Annotated in this window: 15 protein-coding genes; 8 read left to right on the forward strand and 7 right to left on the reverse strand. The window is 34.4% G+C overall.

All coding sequences use genetic code 11. The features are described from left to right. Positions 1-5: 5 nt before the first annotated feature. From cpaB to RI844_RS08250, 6 genes are all read right to left on the reverse strand, one after another. Positions 6-812 carry a Flp pilus assembly protein CpaB gene (cpaB, locus tag RI844_RS08225; protein WP_348397963.1) on the reverse strand — a complete coding sequence of 269 codons (807 nt, stop codon included), beginning with the start codon at positions 810-812 and terminating at the stop codon, positions 6-8. A gap of 39 nt (positions 813-851) precedes the next feature. Then, positions 852-2,318, reverse strand: a complete 1,467-nt coding sequence (locus tag RI844_RS08230; RefSeq protein WP_348397964.1) for an AAA family ATPase — start codon at positions 2,316-2,318, stop codon at positions 852-854. Between the two features lie 35 nt (positions 2,319-2,353). Then, entirely contained in the window at positions 2,354-2,968 is a 615-nt protein-coding gene (locus RI844_RS08235) for an A24 family peptidase (RefSeq protein ID WP_348397965.1), read from the reverse strand. Further along, the gene (locus tag RI844_RS08240) at positions 2,952-3,155 is read right to left on the reverse strand and encodes a Flp family type IVb pilin (protein ID WP_348397966.1); all 204 of its coding nucleotides are present in this window, start codon (positions 3,153-3,155) and stop codon (positions 2,952-2,954) included. Before RI844_RS08240 ends, RI844_RS08235 begins: the two co-directional genes overlap by 17 nt. 144 nt (positions 3,156-3,299) lie before the next feature. Then, the gene (locus RI844_RS08245; protein ID WP_348397967.1) at positions 3,300-4,835 is read right to left on the reverse strand and encodes a L,D-transpeptidase family protein; all 1,536 of its coding nucleotides are present in this window, start codon (positions 4,833-4,835) and stop codon (positions 3,300-3,302) included. A 58-nt stretch (positions 4,836-4,893) separates the two neighbouring features. After that, a complete protein-coding gene (locus tag RI844_RS08250; RefSeq protein WP_348397968.1) occupies positions 4,894-5,772 on the reverse strand; it encodes a helix-turn-helix transcriptional regulator in 879 nt (292 codons plus the stop codon). A gap of 215 nt (positions 5,773-5,987) precedes the next feature. On the opposite strand from RI844_RS08250, the gene RI844_RS08255 reads away from it, so the two are divergent. Further along, positions 5,988-6,719 carry a lipoprotein intramolecular transacylase Lit gene (locus RI844_RS08255; protein ID WP_348397969.1) on the forward strand — a complete coding sequence of 244 codons (732 nt, stop codon included), beginning with the start codon at positions 5,988-5,990 and terminating at the stop codon, positions 6,717-6,719. Between the two features lie 102 nt (positions 6,720-6,821). On the opposite strand, the gene RI844_RS08260 is transcribed toward RI844_RS08255, so the two are convergent. Then, entirely contained in the window at positions 6,822-8,042 is a 1,221-nt protein-coding gene (locus tag RI844_RS08260) for a glycosyltransferase family 87 protein (RefSeq protein WP_348397970.1), read from the reverse strand. 616 nt (positions 8,043-8,658) lie between these two features. Between RI844_RS08260 and RI844_RS08265 the strand changes: the two genes are divergently transcribed. The 7 genes from RI844_RS08265 to RI844_RS08290 all read left to right on the forward strand — a co-directional run bounded on the left by RI844_RS08265 (position 8,659) and on the right by RI844_RS08290 (position 15,740). Further along, positions 8,659-9,573, forward strand: a complete 915-nt coding sequence (locus RI844_RS08265; protein WP_348397971.1) for a glycosyltransferase family 2 protein — start codon at positions 8,659-8,661, stop codon at positions 9,571-9,573. A 7-nt stretch (positions 9,574-9,580) separates the two neighbouring features. After that, the gene (locus RI844_RS08270; protein ID WP_348397972.1) at positions 9,581-10,312 is read left to right on the forward strand and encodes a class I SAM-dependent methyltransferase; all 732 of its coding nucleotides are present in this window, start codon (positions 9,581-9,583) and stop codon (positions 10,310-10,312) included. Continuing rightward, positions 10,305-10,694 (forward strand): GtrA family protein, encoded by a 390-nt coding sequence (locus RI844_RS20275; protein ID WP_405054468.1) that lies wholly within the window; start codon positions 10,305-10,307, stop codon positions 10,692-10,694. Before RI844_RS08270 ends, RI844_RS20275 begins: the two co-directional genes overlap by 8 nt. Before the next feature lie 419 nt (positions 10,695-11,113). Then, positions 11,114-11,401, forward strand: coding sequence for a hypothetical protein (locus RI844_RS08275; RefSeq protein WP_348397973.1), 288 nt, complete (start codon positions 11,114-11,116; stop codon positions 11,399-11,401). Then, a complete protein-coding gene (locus RI844_RS08280; protein WP_348397974.1) occupies positions 11,394-13,412 on the forward strand; it encodes a sulfatase-like hydrolase/transferase in 2,019 nt (672 codons plus the stop codon). The genes RI844_RS08275 and RI844_RS08280 overlap by 8 nt, the downstream gene beginning before the upstream one ends. Positions 13,413-13,720: 308 nt before the next feature. After that, entirely contained in the window at positions 13,721-15,379 is a 1,659-nt protein-coding gene (locus tag RI844_RS08285) for a hypothetical protein (protein ID WP_348397975.1), read from the forward strand. Between the two features lie 85 nt (positions 15,380-15,464). Beyond that, on the forward strand, positions 15,465-15,740 hold the full coding sequence (locus RI844_RS08290) for a glycosyltransferase (protein WP_348397976.1): 276 nt from the start codon (positions 15,465-15,467) through the stop codon (positions 15,738-15,740). Positions 15,741-16,207 lie beyond the last annotated feature (467 nt).

Below are 16,207 nucleotides of genomic sequence, written 5' to 3' on the forward strand. Positions count from 1 at the left end.
ATTGACTAATTTGTTATTTGCACGATTTCTTTCTCGACACCACGAATAATTTCAACCTTATTCCTGCTGGCTGAGACTATTTTTGGTATTTCTGGCAAAACAGCAACTTCAGTTGAAACTTCTGGTTCAGCACTTTGTTGGGCAAGCTCAGATATATCGACTTCGCTGAAATCATTGGGGTTGCGTAATGCAAGTTGCAAGCTGCCTTTGCTTTGAGCACTCATTAACACTTCAGCTTGCTCCAGATTGACTTCTAAGGTGACCGCTCTGACTAATTGCGGTTTATTTTCATCATTTGAAGCGCGTTGATCAATTGCAAGAATTTTAATATTGGTTAAAACAACTTCTGTGAGCGAATTTTTGTTTTTTCTATAAGTGGTAAGCACATCGACTCTATTTCCTGGCAATAAGAAACCTGAAACGCCAACTACATCATTAACCCTGATACTTACGGCGCGCATGTTTTGCCCAATCAAACTCGCTAATGCGCTCCCTTCGCCTTTTTTAGCAACTCGTTCCGCACGAATGATATCGCCACTGTATAATTTTTGCTTAACTACCATTCCAGTAGCAGAATCGATAGTAGTAAGAGCCCCTTCCGGCACCATAGCTTCAGGCATAGAGACTAGGGTTAAATGTTTAGCATCAAGAATACTACCGGTATTTAATTCAGAATTTACGGTAACAACATGAGACTGCCCTGCTTGTAAATCTTTAGGTTGATGATCATCGAGCCAGCTTTTTGCGAGCATTACGGCCCCGCCACCAAAACCAACCGAGAGCGCTATAAAAACCACTGTATTTTTGTTCATGTTCATTCCTTAATTTAAGGCAAGGTTGTTCAAAAAGCGTTATTCAATAAAATAACTTTGCCAGGCAAAATCTAATAATTCTTTATTGATTTCCGGGGTTAACTCTTTAAATATCATTTGATCTTTTATAATCGCGATAAAATCTCGAGGATAGCAGGGCAAAAATTTCCGGCTATGCAATTTATGTAAATGCTCCACTAAATATTCAAAAACAGAAAGTTCGCACAAGAGACCATTTTCGAGACATTCATTGAACCAAATTTTTTGATAATGCTGTTTTGATAACGACTGAAATTCTATTTTATAACCCAGCCGACGTAAGAACGCGTCATCGACTAAATCGGCAGGAGAAAGGTTCGTTGAAAACAGCAAGATCAGCTCAAACGGTAATTCAAAATGCAGCCCCGATTGTAAAGTTAAAAAATCTCTACGTTCTTCTAACGGGATGATCCACCGATTAAATAACTCTTTGGGGGTGATTTTTTGTCGGCCTAAATCATCTAATAATAAAATGCCGTTATTTGCTTTTAATTGTAATGGCGCTAAATATGTTTTAGATGAGGGATCAAAACTAACCTCAAGCATCTTTGCGGTTAACTCACCACCACTTACTATTAATGGTCGATGACATAACATCCATCTGGGGTCATAGGCATTGGCAAGTTTAAGAATATTCTCTTGTTGACCTTGCTGCGACAGTCTATGTATTTCCGGATCAAAGACTTGAATGATTTCTTCATTGACTGCAATAGCATAAGGTATTAATACTTCATCACCAAAAACCAAGTTTAAGTGTCGACAAAAATAGCTTTTTCCAGTTCCTGCATTACCATAGATCAGAATTGGTTTTATTGAATTTAATGCCGGCCCTACTTTAGTTAATAATTCGGCCGGAAAAGTGATCTCGCGAAAGCAATCCGTCAATTTACTCAAAGTGACTGACTTTTCACGGCTCGATTGTAGTGTACAAATTTTCTTATATTGCACTAAAGGCACCGGTGCAGGACCTAAATAGCCACTCTTATTTAGTGCTTTATCCGCTTGTAATTCACCTATAGAACTTAAGGTGTAGCGCATCTGTCCATCGGGTTTGCTTTGGGCATTTTCAACCCAGGCTTTATGCTTGGCAACATCGATTAGTTGCTGCACAATGCCTCCTGCCAAAGCCATTTGTTTTGATAATTCGCGCAGGGTCAACACACTGGCAATTTGCAAATGTTTAATTAGCAGGTCTAACAATAAGTTTTCTGAAAGTCCGGTAGCCGACAGTTCTACTGGTTGCTGGGCAATATGATTAAAATGGTGAACCTTTTCGTGTTGGTTAATCTGGTTATCATTTGCATCTAGATTAGTTGTTTCGTCTACTGCTAAAACGTTTTTGTCGGGTTGGTTATCCACTGTCATTACAGACGAGCTATCACTATCTTGACGAGCTAAATCGGTATCAAGAAATTCTACTTGTTGAGTCTTTGCTTTTTTTTGTTTGGAGAAATTAAATAAACTCATAACTCACCTGAATATTACTAACAATTAAGTAAAAATTAAGAAAAAAGTGCATAACGTACATTTGACATGGTCCAGAGTACGTCATCATTTTGACTACAAGCCCATATCCAACCTAGAGCAAGAGCTGGTGCATAGGGAACCCTAATTCCGGCAGCTTCACCAGCTGCTGGTTTAAAATATCGATTTAAATATAGGCAATGATAATAGCGAGTAGCCGTTGCTTTGAAACCATGCCAACCGGTTTTATAAATGGCAAACGATAAGCTTGTTATCGCCCCGGCAATAATGGCGTACAAAATTGACCAACTTAATAGTTGTGGACCTAATAGCGTACCAATTGCCATCATAAATTTTACATCGCCGGCGCCAAGTGCTTTGATGACAAACACGGGAAAAAGGACAATAAATGCCAAGCCTAAGCCTAGCAAGGCATTAATAATGCCTTGCCATTGGTTAAAGTAACCTTGTGAAGCAATACCAATTACAGTAACCAATAGGCAAAAAGCGTTGGGGATGCGCTGAGTACGAAGATCAAAATACAACCCAACGATAAAGGCCATGCCAGTTATGGTTAATAGGATTGTAAAATTTAAATCGGCTTCGGCTAACATCACATACTCTCCAAGTTCAAACTTAGCAGCTTGTGGCACCGGTGGTGGCACCTGCAGCTACAGCACTACCTAAACACTCAATTTTGACGGTTGCATTAGAACCTAGAGTGAAAAATGCGCCAATCATGCCGCCAACGACTAAGCCACCCGCGATAGCGTATTCTACAGCCGTTAGACCACTTTCATCTTCGATGAATTCTTGCATTACTTTTTTAAAATTTAACATTTTGAGTTAACTCCATACGTTTTATATTCGACAAGGTTAAGCTGAATGACTGCAAATCCTTGCTTGAGGTGCAAACCAATTAATTCTTTAAAATACAAGAAATTGAATTTATCAGAACATTAAACTGGTGAACGAATTAAAAGATTAGAAGTTATTTTGCGAAAGGGTTATCACTGAATTGCTATCTGTGGCATGAAACTGCGCAAGGGCTGCATTTTTCTGATCAAGGTGGTAGATATCTGGTGATAAACGTAAGTTTCCTTGCTCGTTTATCCAAGCAGTTTGGTAAGTTATATAAACAGGTAATGGGGTTTTGAGCGGTAAATTAGTGGTTTTTCCGGATTCAATTGCCGAATGCATTTTATCTAGGTGCAATGATTTATCCGCTTTAAGCAGGTATTTTGCCAGTAAACTTGCATCCTCTAACCTAATACAACCGTGACTTAACGCCCTATTACTTTGCCTAAACAAAGACTTTACTGGTGTGTCATGCAGGTAAACGGAATAGTTATTGGGAATATTGAACCGGTAATAACCTAAAGCATTATTTGCTCCCGGCGCTTGTACTAAACGATATGATTGCAACAGCTTACTTAAGTTTAAATCCGGGTCATCAATCTCTCTGGTTTCAACATTCTTCCAATAGCCTTTTACTAATTGAAAATTTTTACGTTTTAGAGATAAAAAATCTTGCCTATATTCAGGTATCAATTCATTCTTAATGATGTTTTGAGTGGGTGTCCAAGTTGGGTTTAATGTTACCCGATTTATTTCAGTGACCATTTGCGGGGTTTGATTGTCTACATCACCAACAATGACTCGCATTTTTACAGTTTCATCACCATCTTCAATCACAGAAAGTTGGTAACCTGGAATATTTACCAGTAAATACTTTTCTGGTGGCACTTTAGGTAAACTGAACCAGCGCCATAAGTTTACCTGTAACTGTTTAACTCGCATTTGTGGCTTTACCTTTAAGGCTGCATAAGTTTTAGGTCCGAGCTTACCATCGGCTTCTAAACCATGACGACCTTGAAACTTTTTCAATGCTGCGACTACAACAGAATCATATACATCTAATCGCGACTTTGTCTGGGCCTTGCTCGGTAAGTCACCTAACATGGTTAAAATTTGTCTGATGCCTTTAACTTGGTTATGACTTTGTCCAAGTCTAGGTTTAAAATTATCATCAAGCATAGGCCATTGATATCGGGCTAAATATCGATATTCAGATATTGCTGTTCGAAGTAGTGAAATTTGATCATAAGCTGGGATGAGTGATAACAAAAGCTCATCGGAAGCATCTTCAACAATGGCATTAAGCAACTCACTTTTAACATCTATTTGTTGCCGATAATGAATCGCCGACAGATGAAGTAATTGTACAAAACCATTCGTTAACACTCTATCATGCTGTTCATATTGGCTATATTTAAGTACATTAACATTGATTAAGTTGTGCCAACCTAAATCGGCTAATAGCCGGTGCAAAGACAAGCCTGATAGTGTTAACCCGGTTTTATCAAACCACAAAAAATGCTTATTACTGCTAGCAAGTAAATACTGATAATGGCTTGAGGCAGCCAATGGTTCAGAACTTTGATTTTCTAGTTTGTGCTCATTTATGACGAGTAAAGGTTCAGGATTTGTATTTGCAGAAACAACTATAGAAATGGGCAAAAGAGCCAGCAATGCTGCCCTCAAAAATTTAATTAAGCAAAAAGAAATAACCTCTACCTTAACCCACACTTTTACTTCCTTGAAGTTGAGTAAAGTTACCTTGAATAGCCGATCCCATATTTGGGATCAACTCAGAGCGTAAGCGTTGATAGCGAAGGTAAGTAGCACTATGGATTAAATCTCTGTTGCCATGGGCATACGAATTTGGCGTAATATTAAAATGTTCTTTAAAGCTTCGACAGAAATGTGACGGGTTAGAAAAGCCCATTTGGTACGATATTGTGGTTACAGAGCTATTGCTTTGTGAAAGTAACCGCTCACTTTCTTCTAGTTTTCTACACAAAAGATAATGGCTATAAGTTAGCCCACATAAGTCCTTAAACATATGACACAGTCGACTTGGACTTAAATGGATATTGTGCGACAAGTCCTGCAGAGAAGGCCCTTTGGCAAAATCGCGTTCAATAATATTAAGTAATGATGATATTGGATTTTCTTTATCGATTTGTTCGCAAGTCAAACTTTGCGCGTTTTCCAATTCTTCAGAAAAGCATATTATGTCAGTTTTGTTTTTAATGGTGCAGATTAAACTCAGCTTATCTTGTTCTGAAAAAGGAAATAAAAATAAATCATTAACACCTAAGTGTAAAGATTGATGTAATAACGGAATAGAAACAGCACTAGATACGACAAACAGTAAGCTATCTGAAAATTTATTTCTTATATATTCAATATTGTGCAAGTGAGTTGCACTGGTGTAGTCCATTAAATATATAATAGCACCAGGAAGATCTATAGATAGTTCTAGTTCATCCATAGAGTAAATTGATTCTAACTTGCAAAATGGGCTTAACTCTTCCTTGCAGTGTTTTGCTAGCACTAGATCAAATGAAACCAAAAGCAAGGTATTTACCTTTTTATTTTTCTTAACCAACATAAACAATCCCTTTACATCCCTTAGGTTTTTACAGCAAACTTCTATTGCTTATTAATTAATCTAGGATTGATAAAGGGATCTGTCAAATTTTAAAAGGTTTTATCCTTATAACTACCACAAGTAGGAAGTCTTTCGTAGTCGTGTATATACAATTAACTAATAACCTACTGATAAGTAAGTTATAATTTGTTTAACTTTAATAATCTCCCATTGATATGAAAAATTTAATTACTTTAGCTTGGCTTTGCTTTTGCATTTCAATACTCTTATTTTCATTTGGGCTAAGTTGGCAACTCAATAAAAGCGTAAACTTCACTTACCCGTTTTGGTATGAAGTGCTTGATATTAATGCACACATCAAAAAATATGCTCCGCAAAATAAATATCAAAAACAAGATTTTGTAAACACTGATAAAAACCAACACTATGAGTTATTTGAACAGGTAGTTATAGCTATTAACAATCAAGGTGAGAATTTAGCAAATATTGAATATTACACTTCGAGTAAACAGACAAAATTATTTACGCAAAGTGAAGTAATACATTTACAAGATGTGAGCAATTTGGTGGATACGCTTAGAATAGTTTGGTTAGTGAACTTATTACCTTTGATAATATTCAGTTTGTTATATATGCAGAGAAAAATATCCATGCCTAATAATAAATTAAAAATTCAGGCACTGGTTGCTAGCATTGTTGTACTTACTGTAAGTTTTGTAATATTTGGTTTTAAGAAAATTTTCTATTATTTGCACACTGTAGTATTTCCAGATAATCATCAGTGGTTTTTCTATTATCAAGAATCATTAATGAGTACCTTTATGAAGGCACCAGATTTATTTGCCGCGATAGGGGTTAATTTATTAATTACTAGTTTTTTTATCATTTGCCTCTATTTATGGTCGATTCATAAGTATTTGCCCCCCTCAAAGATTAACAATAACTAATACAATGTTATTATTTCCACTTTTGTAATTATAGATATAGCTACCTAGGCTATACCTGTTTGGCGAAAATTTGTATTTATGAACAGATGGATAGTGAAAAATTTACTTGAGCACTTCAATTGTGTTCAGCTTATTCGAATTGAAATTAACCCGCCTTGTTATCATCAAAATTTGATATAAAATGACAGAAAGCAATAGTGGCGTCCAAGGAAATGGAATGGTGGAATTCAATGTTCGAACAATAATTGGTGAGATCCAACTCAAACAAAGCAGATTAATCAGGCCATGCCGGAAGCCAAATTCAAGAGAGTAGCTCGCAAGGCAAGCAATTGAAATGGAAAGAATCATAAGATCATAATTCAGCAGGTAGGGAGAAATCATCAGTGTCCCAATGGCAAATGCTGCTATTTTCAATCGCATATCCACTTGACAGGACCAAATCCAAAGCACACATACTGCAGAAACAGATGCTATCAAAGCTTGTAATGCATAGGCAATGACGATCCCTGTCCCCATTGAACGTACTCCTGTAAACATGCTCTGCATAAGGCTATAAGGTACCAATTCATCATGTAAAATTCTTTTTACCAGCTCTTTCCCCCCCCAGAAACCTTGCCAAATTTCAATGCCAAACGCTAAAGATGAAATCAAAACCAAAGAGACAAACGTCAGGCTAGCGGCAAGAAAAACTCGCCATCGACCGGTGAGCATCAAGACTAATGGAATTAACACTCCTAGATGAGGTTTGAATGTCAATAAACCAATTAGCAGGCCTGATAGGAGAGGTTTGCGATCAATATAGAATAAAGCACCGGCCATCAACCCGGTACTTAACAGTGCATTTTGACCATAACAAAACGTTAAAAAAACTGCTGGAAAAGCAAGGCATAACATAATGCCTTCGTTACAATTGATAAGCTTTTTAATCATCAATATAAAAAATATAAGACTAGATAACTGGAATACTAAAAACGCATAAAAGTAAGGTAATGTTGACAGAGGAGCAAGTAAAATAAGTAATGTTGGCGGATAACTAAATGATAAAAAAGGCATTTCGAATCCCTGCACACCTATAATGTCTAGCTCCATTTGATAATGGGTAGCCACATCATAAACTAAAGCCCCATGCCCTTGTAAAGCAAGTTTTCCAGCGGCATAAAAGCTAATAAAATCCGCACCTAAGTAGCGCCCCTTTAAATCAATATTGTCAGTAGCAAGCATCACCCAGCTGATAATACCTATAACATATAGGACAAAAATTAAACGGGGATATATTTTTAACCGCTCCGCTGTCAGCCATTCTGCTGATTGCCATTGAATCATGTTAGAAACGACCTCCTGGTCTCTCCACTTAAAAAGCAACTTTGAAAAACTATAGGGTATGCACGTAAACAAAATTTGTAATCATTATTTAGGCTTGTTTGAGCAATATAGATAGTAAAAAATAGTTTTAGTTAGCAGACATCTTTAAATGCGTTAGCCTATCGATGTAAATATAGCACTATTTAGAATCTTGCTTATTACTTTTTACTTATGCAACAAACTGATGGGACAATAAACGACTATTCACATTAAGCTATGATTGCTACTAGTTTAAAAGTGGTAACTTTCAGGACAGCTAGTTTGTTTCTTAAAAAGCTAAACTAAGGATAATATTTTTACAAAAATTTAATATCGACTAGTATTTGAAGAAATAATGAATTTTTTAAATTATAGGTTTCAGAAACACGGCGATGGAATAAATCACTGAAACTCGAACATCCGCAAGCTAAAATTATTGCTTTCAATTTCTAGATGATACTCAATAAGCTTTAGCCAATGAATGTTTTTAAGCATGAAAATGTATCATTCATACAAACGTGGAAGTGTCATATTTACAAGTTTTCGTTTTTAATTTAAGAAAGCACACTGTACTTATTATAAAAAAGGGAGTTTTAGTTTGATCTCGTTAATTTGTCCCATCTACAACGAGGAAGAGAGTATTGAGAGCTTTTTAATTCACATTAAAAAGCTCATCGACTGTCATAATTTACAGCTTGAGCTGTTATTCATTGATGATGGTTCTTCAGATCACTCTTTAAAAGTTTTAATTAATGCTAAAAAAGAAAATGACAATATTCGCATAATAAGGTTCTCCAGAAATTTTGGTAAAGAAGCTGCATTAACCGCAGGGCTTAATTTTGCCAAAGGGGCGGCTGTAATTCCTATAGATGTTGATTTACAAGACCCTCCTCAAGTAATTGTTCAGTTAATTGAAAAATGGAACGCTGGATATCAAATTGTATTGGCAAAACGAAGCGATAGAAAAAAAGATAGTTTTTTAAAAAGAATAACTGCCAACTTTTTTTATTCTATACACAACAAACTGGCTGATCATAAAATTCCAGCTAATGTTGGTGATTTTAGACTGATGGATCGGCGAGTTGTAGAAGAGATAAATAAGCTACCAGAACGTCAAAGGTTTATGAAGGGGTTATTTTCTTGGGTCGGTTTCAATTCAACAACCATTACCTACTCTCGCGCAGAGCGTAATAATGGTACATCTAAGTTTTCCTTCTGGAAACTTTGGAATTTTGCCATTGAGGGAATAACCAGTTTTTCTACAATTCCCCTAAAAATATGGAGTTATATAGGTGCAATCGTTGCTGTGATATCCTTTATTTATGGGATTTTTATTATATTTCTGACGCTATTTTCAGGGGTTGAAGTCCCTGGCTACTCATCATTAATGGTTGTAATTTTGTTTTTAGGAGGGATACAGCTAATCGGCATTGGCGTTTTAGGTGAGTATATAGGTCGTATTTATTTAGAAACTAAAGCCAGGCCACTATTCATTATTGATAAAGAGTATTAAGGTTTGTATGGAACTGTCATCCTACAAGAAAATGTGTGAGCAGCAAGAAAATCATTGGTGGTTCAAAGGCCGGCGAAAAATAATCGAGTTTTTTTTAAAAAAGCACTCGTTTAAGAAACAACCAGAATTGTTAGAGATAGGTTGTGGCCCAGGTGGTAATCTTGAACTGCTCAAAAAATTTGGAAATGTTTTTGCCGTTGAAATGAACTCATACGCAATTAATGAAGCGAAAAAACACTCTGATATTTTAATCGAAAGAGGCAGTTTGCCAGATGATTTACCCTTTCCAGATAAACCATTTGATATCATTTGTTTATTCGATGTCTTGGAACATGTGGAACAAGACAAGCAAGCGCTACAGGTTATCAATACTCGCTTAAGAGCTGGTGGACAGTTGATGATAACAGTTCCCGCGCTTCCTTTCATCTATGGGAAACACGACACCGCTCTGCATCACTATAGACGGTACGACAAACAGCAGCTTATCAAATTGTTGGAACAAGCAGATTTTACTATTCAGGAGTTGTCATACTTTAATACTCTTTTACTGCCGTTAGCGATGTTCGCTCGTCTTTTAGATAAAACACTGAAGAGAGCTGATTCTACTGGCCTTAACAGCCCTCCCGCTTTAATCAATAAAATGTTCTTTAAAATATTCAGTTTTGAAGTATTTTTGATGAAATATTTGAAATTACCACTTGGTCTTTCGATGTTTTGTGCGGCCAAAAAAAATGGTTAAAAACAGTTATAAAGAGCTTATCAGATTTATAATTGTCGGCTTAATGTCCACCTCCGTACATATTGTTATCGCAATTTCTGCCATCGAAGTGCTAGATGCTCGGCCATTAAAAGCTAATTTATTTGCTTTTATAAGCACCTTTTTATTTTCTTATATTATGAATTCTAAATGGAGTTTTTCTTCGACTTTGGCATTTAACAAGTTCTATAAATTTTCGATTGTTGCGCTATTAAACTTTCTCCTCATTTATACGATAGTTAGTATTAATGAAGTATTGAAAACTCCCGTAGTCTATAGTGTTTATGGCATAGCCATCCTCAGCCCAATCATTAGCTTTTTAAGCTTGAAATTTTGGATATTCTCAAACAAAAACTCCGTATAATATCATTATATTTAAACTACAGTCGCACAAAAGAAGTTAGAGAATGGCAATATTTTAATCACTGAAAGCAGAGCAGGAAGAATCTTTGAAATAACAGTTGAGGGCGAAATTGTTTGGGATTTTATATTACCTTTTGATGGAGAATACGCTCCCTTAATAACGAGCTCGGTTAAGCTTGAAAATGATTTTTTTAATGTTGATGTTTGGCATTGTCCAAATCGTTAACGTTTTCTCTATGGAGGTGATGATTATGGAAAACTTTATACTATTGACGCAACATAGAATTTCCCTAGCATTCCCAGTGTTTATATTAGCGTAACTTATTATCGGTTGATGTTTTTTAAATATACTCATCAACATTTCATTTTCTATACTAGACTTTAGTTAATATTAAATAATAAATAACGCTAGTTGGTGGAATGGAATCTAAAAGTAATCTCCAAAAAGATCTTTTAATATCTAAAGGATTATCAGCAATACTCCTTATATTGCTGCTACCTTTAATTTACTACACTTATCAAAATATACGAATAAAACTTTCATTACAGCAGGCTGAAGATCCGATGATTTTCTCTGCCAATAGATATCTTTATGCTGGTGACTGGCCTGCTTCAAAGAATAACGATTATCTAATTTCTAATTTTCAAGAATTTCAAATTATAGAGGCTGAGCAGAAGCCTAAAGCAGTAAAAAATAACAATGAATGAGCAGATCACCTTAACCAGAACCTATTTTAGAACAATTGCATTTTTACTGCTTTTTCTAATTTTATGTTTTGTTTATAGAAGTTATATACATCCTGTGACTGAATTATCAATGGTTACAATATTACAGCACAAATATGCATCCGCATTTTTAACAACTGGTTTAGTTGCAGATCTTTTATTTTTTTCACTTACCTTCTTGATTGTCCATTTGATCTGGGCATTGATAATAACGATAAGCTGCAAGTCATTCTTCACCAAAACGGCTGATGACACTTTAAAAACTAAATTTTGGTTGATGATTATTTTCGTTCATTTTAATTTTGTCCTGTTAGCCAACTCCTACCTTTACCCCACATCAGTCGTTAGTATTTATCGACTATCAATACTCAGTCAGCCAATCATTATTACTGTATTGGGGCTAATTATTGCATATTTCTTTATAAAAGGACTGTTAATAGATAAGCAGTGGAAGAAGATGTTAGTCGCCATTTCGTTATTAATATGGTGTTTAACGCCGCCAATTTACCAAATAGATAAATTTGACAACTCAACCACCAACAAACCTAATATTATTCTGATTGGCTTAGATGCTCTTCGGCCCGATCACCTTAGCTACAAGCAACAACAAGTTGACTACACCCCTTTTTTAAATACATTTTTGGAACAATCCATTATATATGATAAAAGCTACACAACGTTGCCAAGGACATTTGTTTCATGGTTCAGTTTATTAAAAAGCCAATATCCAAATACCCATGATGGTCGATTTAACCTTACTCCAGCAGAACTTATTAATAAAGATATAGAACTGCTCAAGCAATTAAAAAGACAAGGGTACACTACGACATTCGCTTTAGATGAAAGAAGGTTTAATCACATTGATGAAAGTTATGGTTTCGACAATGCAATAGGACCAAAAATTGGATTTGCAGATCAATTAACAAATAGGGTTGCTGATATTCCAATTTTAAATTTGCTTTCCCATACTCGTTTTGGTCGATATTTATTGCCTTTCATGTTTATAAACAGGGGGAATGGCAAAACGTACAATTCTGAATTATTCATTAATGAAAGCCTTAATGCATTAAACGCTAACACACCAAACTTTTTGTCCATTCATTTTTGCATGCTTCACTGGCCTTATACTTCAAAAGAGTTTATCAACGTTGATCCAAAAAAATGGCAGGGTAACCATAATCACTTTTTGTATTTATCATTGTTAGAAAAGTTAGATAAACAATTTGAAACCGTTATTACTAAGCTTAAAAACAATGGCTATCTTGATAATGCATTAGTGTTTGTTTTTTCAGATCATGGTGATGGATTTAACATGGAAAAATATAAACTTTCACCACAAAAGACTGAATTTGAAGGTTTACCAATCAAAGTAAATTCATGGGGACACGCTACCAATGTGTTAGATCAAACTCAAGCAAATATATTATTGGCTTTTAGCCATTACAAAGACGGGAAACTGATAAATAAAAATCAAATCATTACAGGTAACTTTTCTATCATAGATATTGTACCAAGTATTTATAAAAAACTCGGTTTTAAACAAAATGAACAGTTTCAAGGTATTCCTTTGCCCAACAATAACCTGCAAGTAAACTCTGAAAGAGTACTTTTTGTAAATTCTTCAAAGCCATCAAAACTTCTTGATACCAGCTTTATTAAAACCGATAAAGTTTTGTACGAAAACTTAGGTAATTATACCGTTGCAAAAAATGGCTTTTTTGAATTAAAAAAAACTGCATATAAAGACTTTATAAAAATGCAACATCGATCTATTTATTATAAAGACTGGCAACTAGCTTTTATTCCAGAATATAAAGGCTTTATCTTAGTTGATATCAAAAAACGGCAATGGTTACCAATAGGTAAAAATGAGGAAGACGTTAAAGCTCCAATTAATCACATGAAAAAATTATTTTGTGAACATTACGCAAGAGATACATTATTCGATGACTCTGAAATATGTCATAAAACCTATATTACAAAAAACAACTAAAATCAGGGTACTATTTAGGTGGCCAAATCAATTAAACCTCTGCGGTCAAATTTAAATCAGGGTGATTTTGATATTGCAGGGGGTGAGGTTCATGATAGTAAAGCTGCTTCAATAATAATAGATCATATAGCTCACGCAGACTAAATCATTACAGATAAAAACTATGAAAATGAACTCCTGAGAGTAATAATTAGACATAAAAACTCGATACCGGTGCTCTCTATGTCCCCCTGTTTTTATTAATTTTTTATTAATTGTTTATTAATTTTTTTATTAATTAATTTTATATACTATCATTTGGATAACAGATGTTATTTAACAATACATTAATGATATTAATAAAAGAAAAATTCAGGATTTACATTAGTAAAAGTTTCTTTAAAATTAAATCAGCTATATGGTTAATTCCACTTTTAACTTTGTTTAGCGCTATAATTTTAAATTTCGAATTCCTATTAAATCACGATACAGGATGGCTTTTTCTTGCAACGAAAAAGTGGTTAAGTGGTGCTGCATTGTACTCTGAAATAATAGAAGTAAATCCACCGTTGATTTTTATTATTTTCAGTCCAATTGTTTATTTAACCGAATTATTGGAAATATCATCGGTAATAATAATTATAAAACTTTATTTAATTTTACTGATTTGTATACCGAGTTTTTTCTTTTTAAAAATCATCTTAAACCTTCCTACCTTTGAAAAACAGAAAGCATTAATTACTACAATAGTGATATTATTGCTCTTTATTTTACCTATGTATGATTTCGGTCAAAGAGACCATATAGCATTTGTTTTTTTATTACCCTATTTAACTTACCGATATATTATTCACACTCAAATTTTAAAAACAAATCTTCTAGAGTCCGTAATTATAGGTGTATTGGCAGGGGTAGGTCTCTGTTTAAAACCCTACTTACTATTCTTGCCACTGTTTACTGAATTATTTTTCCTTTATAAAAACAAAAACCTTAAACGCATGTTTTCTATTGAATTTTTATCTATGCTAGGGTTTTGCTTAACATTTTTAATTTACATATTATATTTTGAAAGAGCATATATTGAATTGATGATTCCGCTTGGTAAAGCGACTTATTGGACTTATGGAATACCATTAAGTCATTTTGGTCTACCCGAAAAATTTTTTATTTGGATAATATTATTTTTTATAGCATTTAAAATTAAAGGAAAAAGAAATCAAGATATTTTGTTTTATGGACACTCGTTAACTTTAGGGGCATTGCTAAGCTTTCTACTTCAATCGCATTTTAACTACCAAATTTTGCCATTCAACATAGTACTCAGCATTATGTTTTTATTGACTACAATGTTTTATATTTTTCAATTCAAGGGAAGTATACATATTCAAAATAAATTTAAATTTCTCATATTAACATTATGGATTTCAATTTTTTTATTCGATATAAATACGATTATTAACCGGAATAATAAACTAACTGAGCTGGTAAATGGAGCACCTCCTAGTTTAAAAACATTAAAATTAGATCATTTGGAAACAACAAAACGAGTGATTAACCAGCACTTTTTTAACAAGAATATCTATGTTTTATCCACAAACGTATGGCCTTCTTCTTTTATAAGTAATTACACGCATGCGAATTGGAGCTCAGGTTTTCCAGCTATGTGGCCACTTCCAGCAATAGATTTTGCTGAACGTTATCCACATTTAATAACTAAGAATAAATTATCAAATATTGAAAGTATTAAATTATTCGTAACCTCGACGATTGCTAGAGAGATTACCAAAAGTAAACCCGAAGCTATAATCATAGATGTGAGTGAAAAACTTAGTTATAGCCATGATGATTTCAACTATTTAAATTTTTTTTCAAGGCATGACAATTTATCACAAATACTAAAAAATTATGAATTATCAGATTTAAAAGTTTCTTTCTTCAAATCGAAGAAGTACGTGGTATTTATCAGAAAAAGGGATATTTCAATTTGATTACTTTAATTTGTCCAGTTTATAACGAGGAAGATAGTATTGAGACCTTTTTAAGTCATATTAAAAATTCGTAGACTGTCATAAGTTGCAACTTGAACTATTTTTCATTGATGATGGTTCTACAGCTCATTCATTAAAAATATTAATTAACGCTAAAAAAGAAAATGAAAATATACGGATAATAAGATTTTCCCGAAATTTTGGCAAAGAAGCGGCATTAACCGCAGGGCTTAATCTTGCTAAAGGAGGGGCTGTAATTCCCATAGATGTTGTTCTACAAGACCCGCCGCAAGTCATTGTACAATTATTTGAAATAATGGAACGTTGGATATCATATTGTCTTGGCCCAACGAAGCGATAGAAACAAAGATAGTTTTAAAAAAATAATGACAGCCAACTTTTTTATGCAATACACAACAAACTGGCGGACCATAAAATTCTAGCCAATGTTGGTGATTTCAGGTTAATGGGTCGGTGAGTTGTAGAAGAGATTAATAAACTGCCAGAACGTCAAAGGTTTATGAAGGGGTTGTTTTCTTGGGTCGGATTAAATTCAACGACCGTTACCTATTCTCGCGCAGTGCGTAGAAATGGAACATCCAAATTTTCCTTCTGGAAACTTTGGAATTTTTCTATTGAAGGAATAACTAGCTTTTCTACTATCCCACTAAAAATATGGACTTATATAGGTGCAATTGTTGCTTGGATATCCTTTATTTATGGGGTTTTCATTATATTTCTAACCTTATTTTCTGGAGTCGATGTCCCTGGTTACTCCTCGTTAGTTGTTGTGGTCCTCTTCTTAGGAGGTAATCAGCTCATAGGTAT

Origin of the sequence: Thalassotalea fonticola (assembly GCF_032911225.1) — a bacterium.
Classification (GTDB): Bacteria; Pseudomonadota; Gammaproteobacteria; order Enterobacterales; family Alteromonadaceae; genus Thalassotalea_A; species Thalassotalea_A fonticola.

Excerpts from the sequence above, each read along its gene's own strand:
- RI844_RS08285 (WP_348397975.1), top strand. The coding sequence starts at position 13,721 with ATGTTATTTAACAATACATTAATGATATTAATAAAAGAAAAATTCAGG.
- RI844_RS08280 (WP_348397974.1), top strand. The coding sequence starts at position 11,394 with ATGAATGAGCAGATCACCTTAACCAGAACCTATTTTAGAACAATTGCA.
- RI844_RS08260 (WP_348397970.1), bottom strand. The coding sequence starts at position 8,042 with ATGATTCAATGGCAATCAGCAGAATGGCTGACAGCGGAGCGGTTAAAA.
- RI844_RS08240 (WP_348397966.1), bottom strand. The coding sequence starts at position 3,155 with ATGTTAAATTTTAAAAAAGTAATGCAAGAATTCATCGAAGATGAAAGT.
- RI844_RS08250 (WP_348397968.1), bottom strand. The coding sequence starts at position 5,772 with ATGTTGGTTAAGAAAAATAAAAAGGTAAATACCTTGCTTTTGGTTTCA.
- RI844_RS08270 (WP_348397972.1), top strand. The coding sequence starts at position 9,581 with ATGGAACTGTCATCCTACAAGAAAATGTGTGAGCAGCAAGAAAATCAT.
- RI844_RS08275 (WP_348397973.1), top strand. The coding sequence starts at position 11,114 with ATGGAATCTAAAAGTAATCTCCAAAAAGATCTTTTAATATCTAAAGGA.
- cpaB (WP_348397963.1), bottom strand. The coding sequence starts at position 812 with ATGAACAAAAATACAGTGGTTTTTATAGCGCTCTCGGTTGGTTTTGGT.
- RI844_RS08255 (WP_348397969.1), top strand. The coding sequence starts at position 5,988 with ATGAAAAATTTAATTACTTTAGCTTGGCTTTGCTTTTGCATTTCAATA.
- RI844_RS08230 (WP_348397964.1), bottom strand. The coding sequence starts at position 2,318 with ATGAGTTTATTTAATTTCTCCAAACAAAAAAAAGCAAAGACTCAACAA.
- RI844_RS20275 (WP_405054468.1), top strand. The coding sequence starts at position 10,305 with ATGGTTAAAAACAGTTATAAAGAGCTTATCAGATTTATAATTGTCGGC.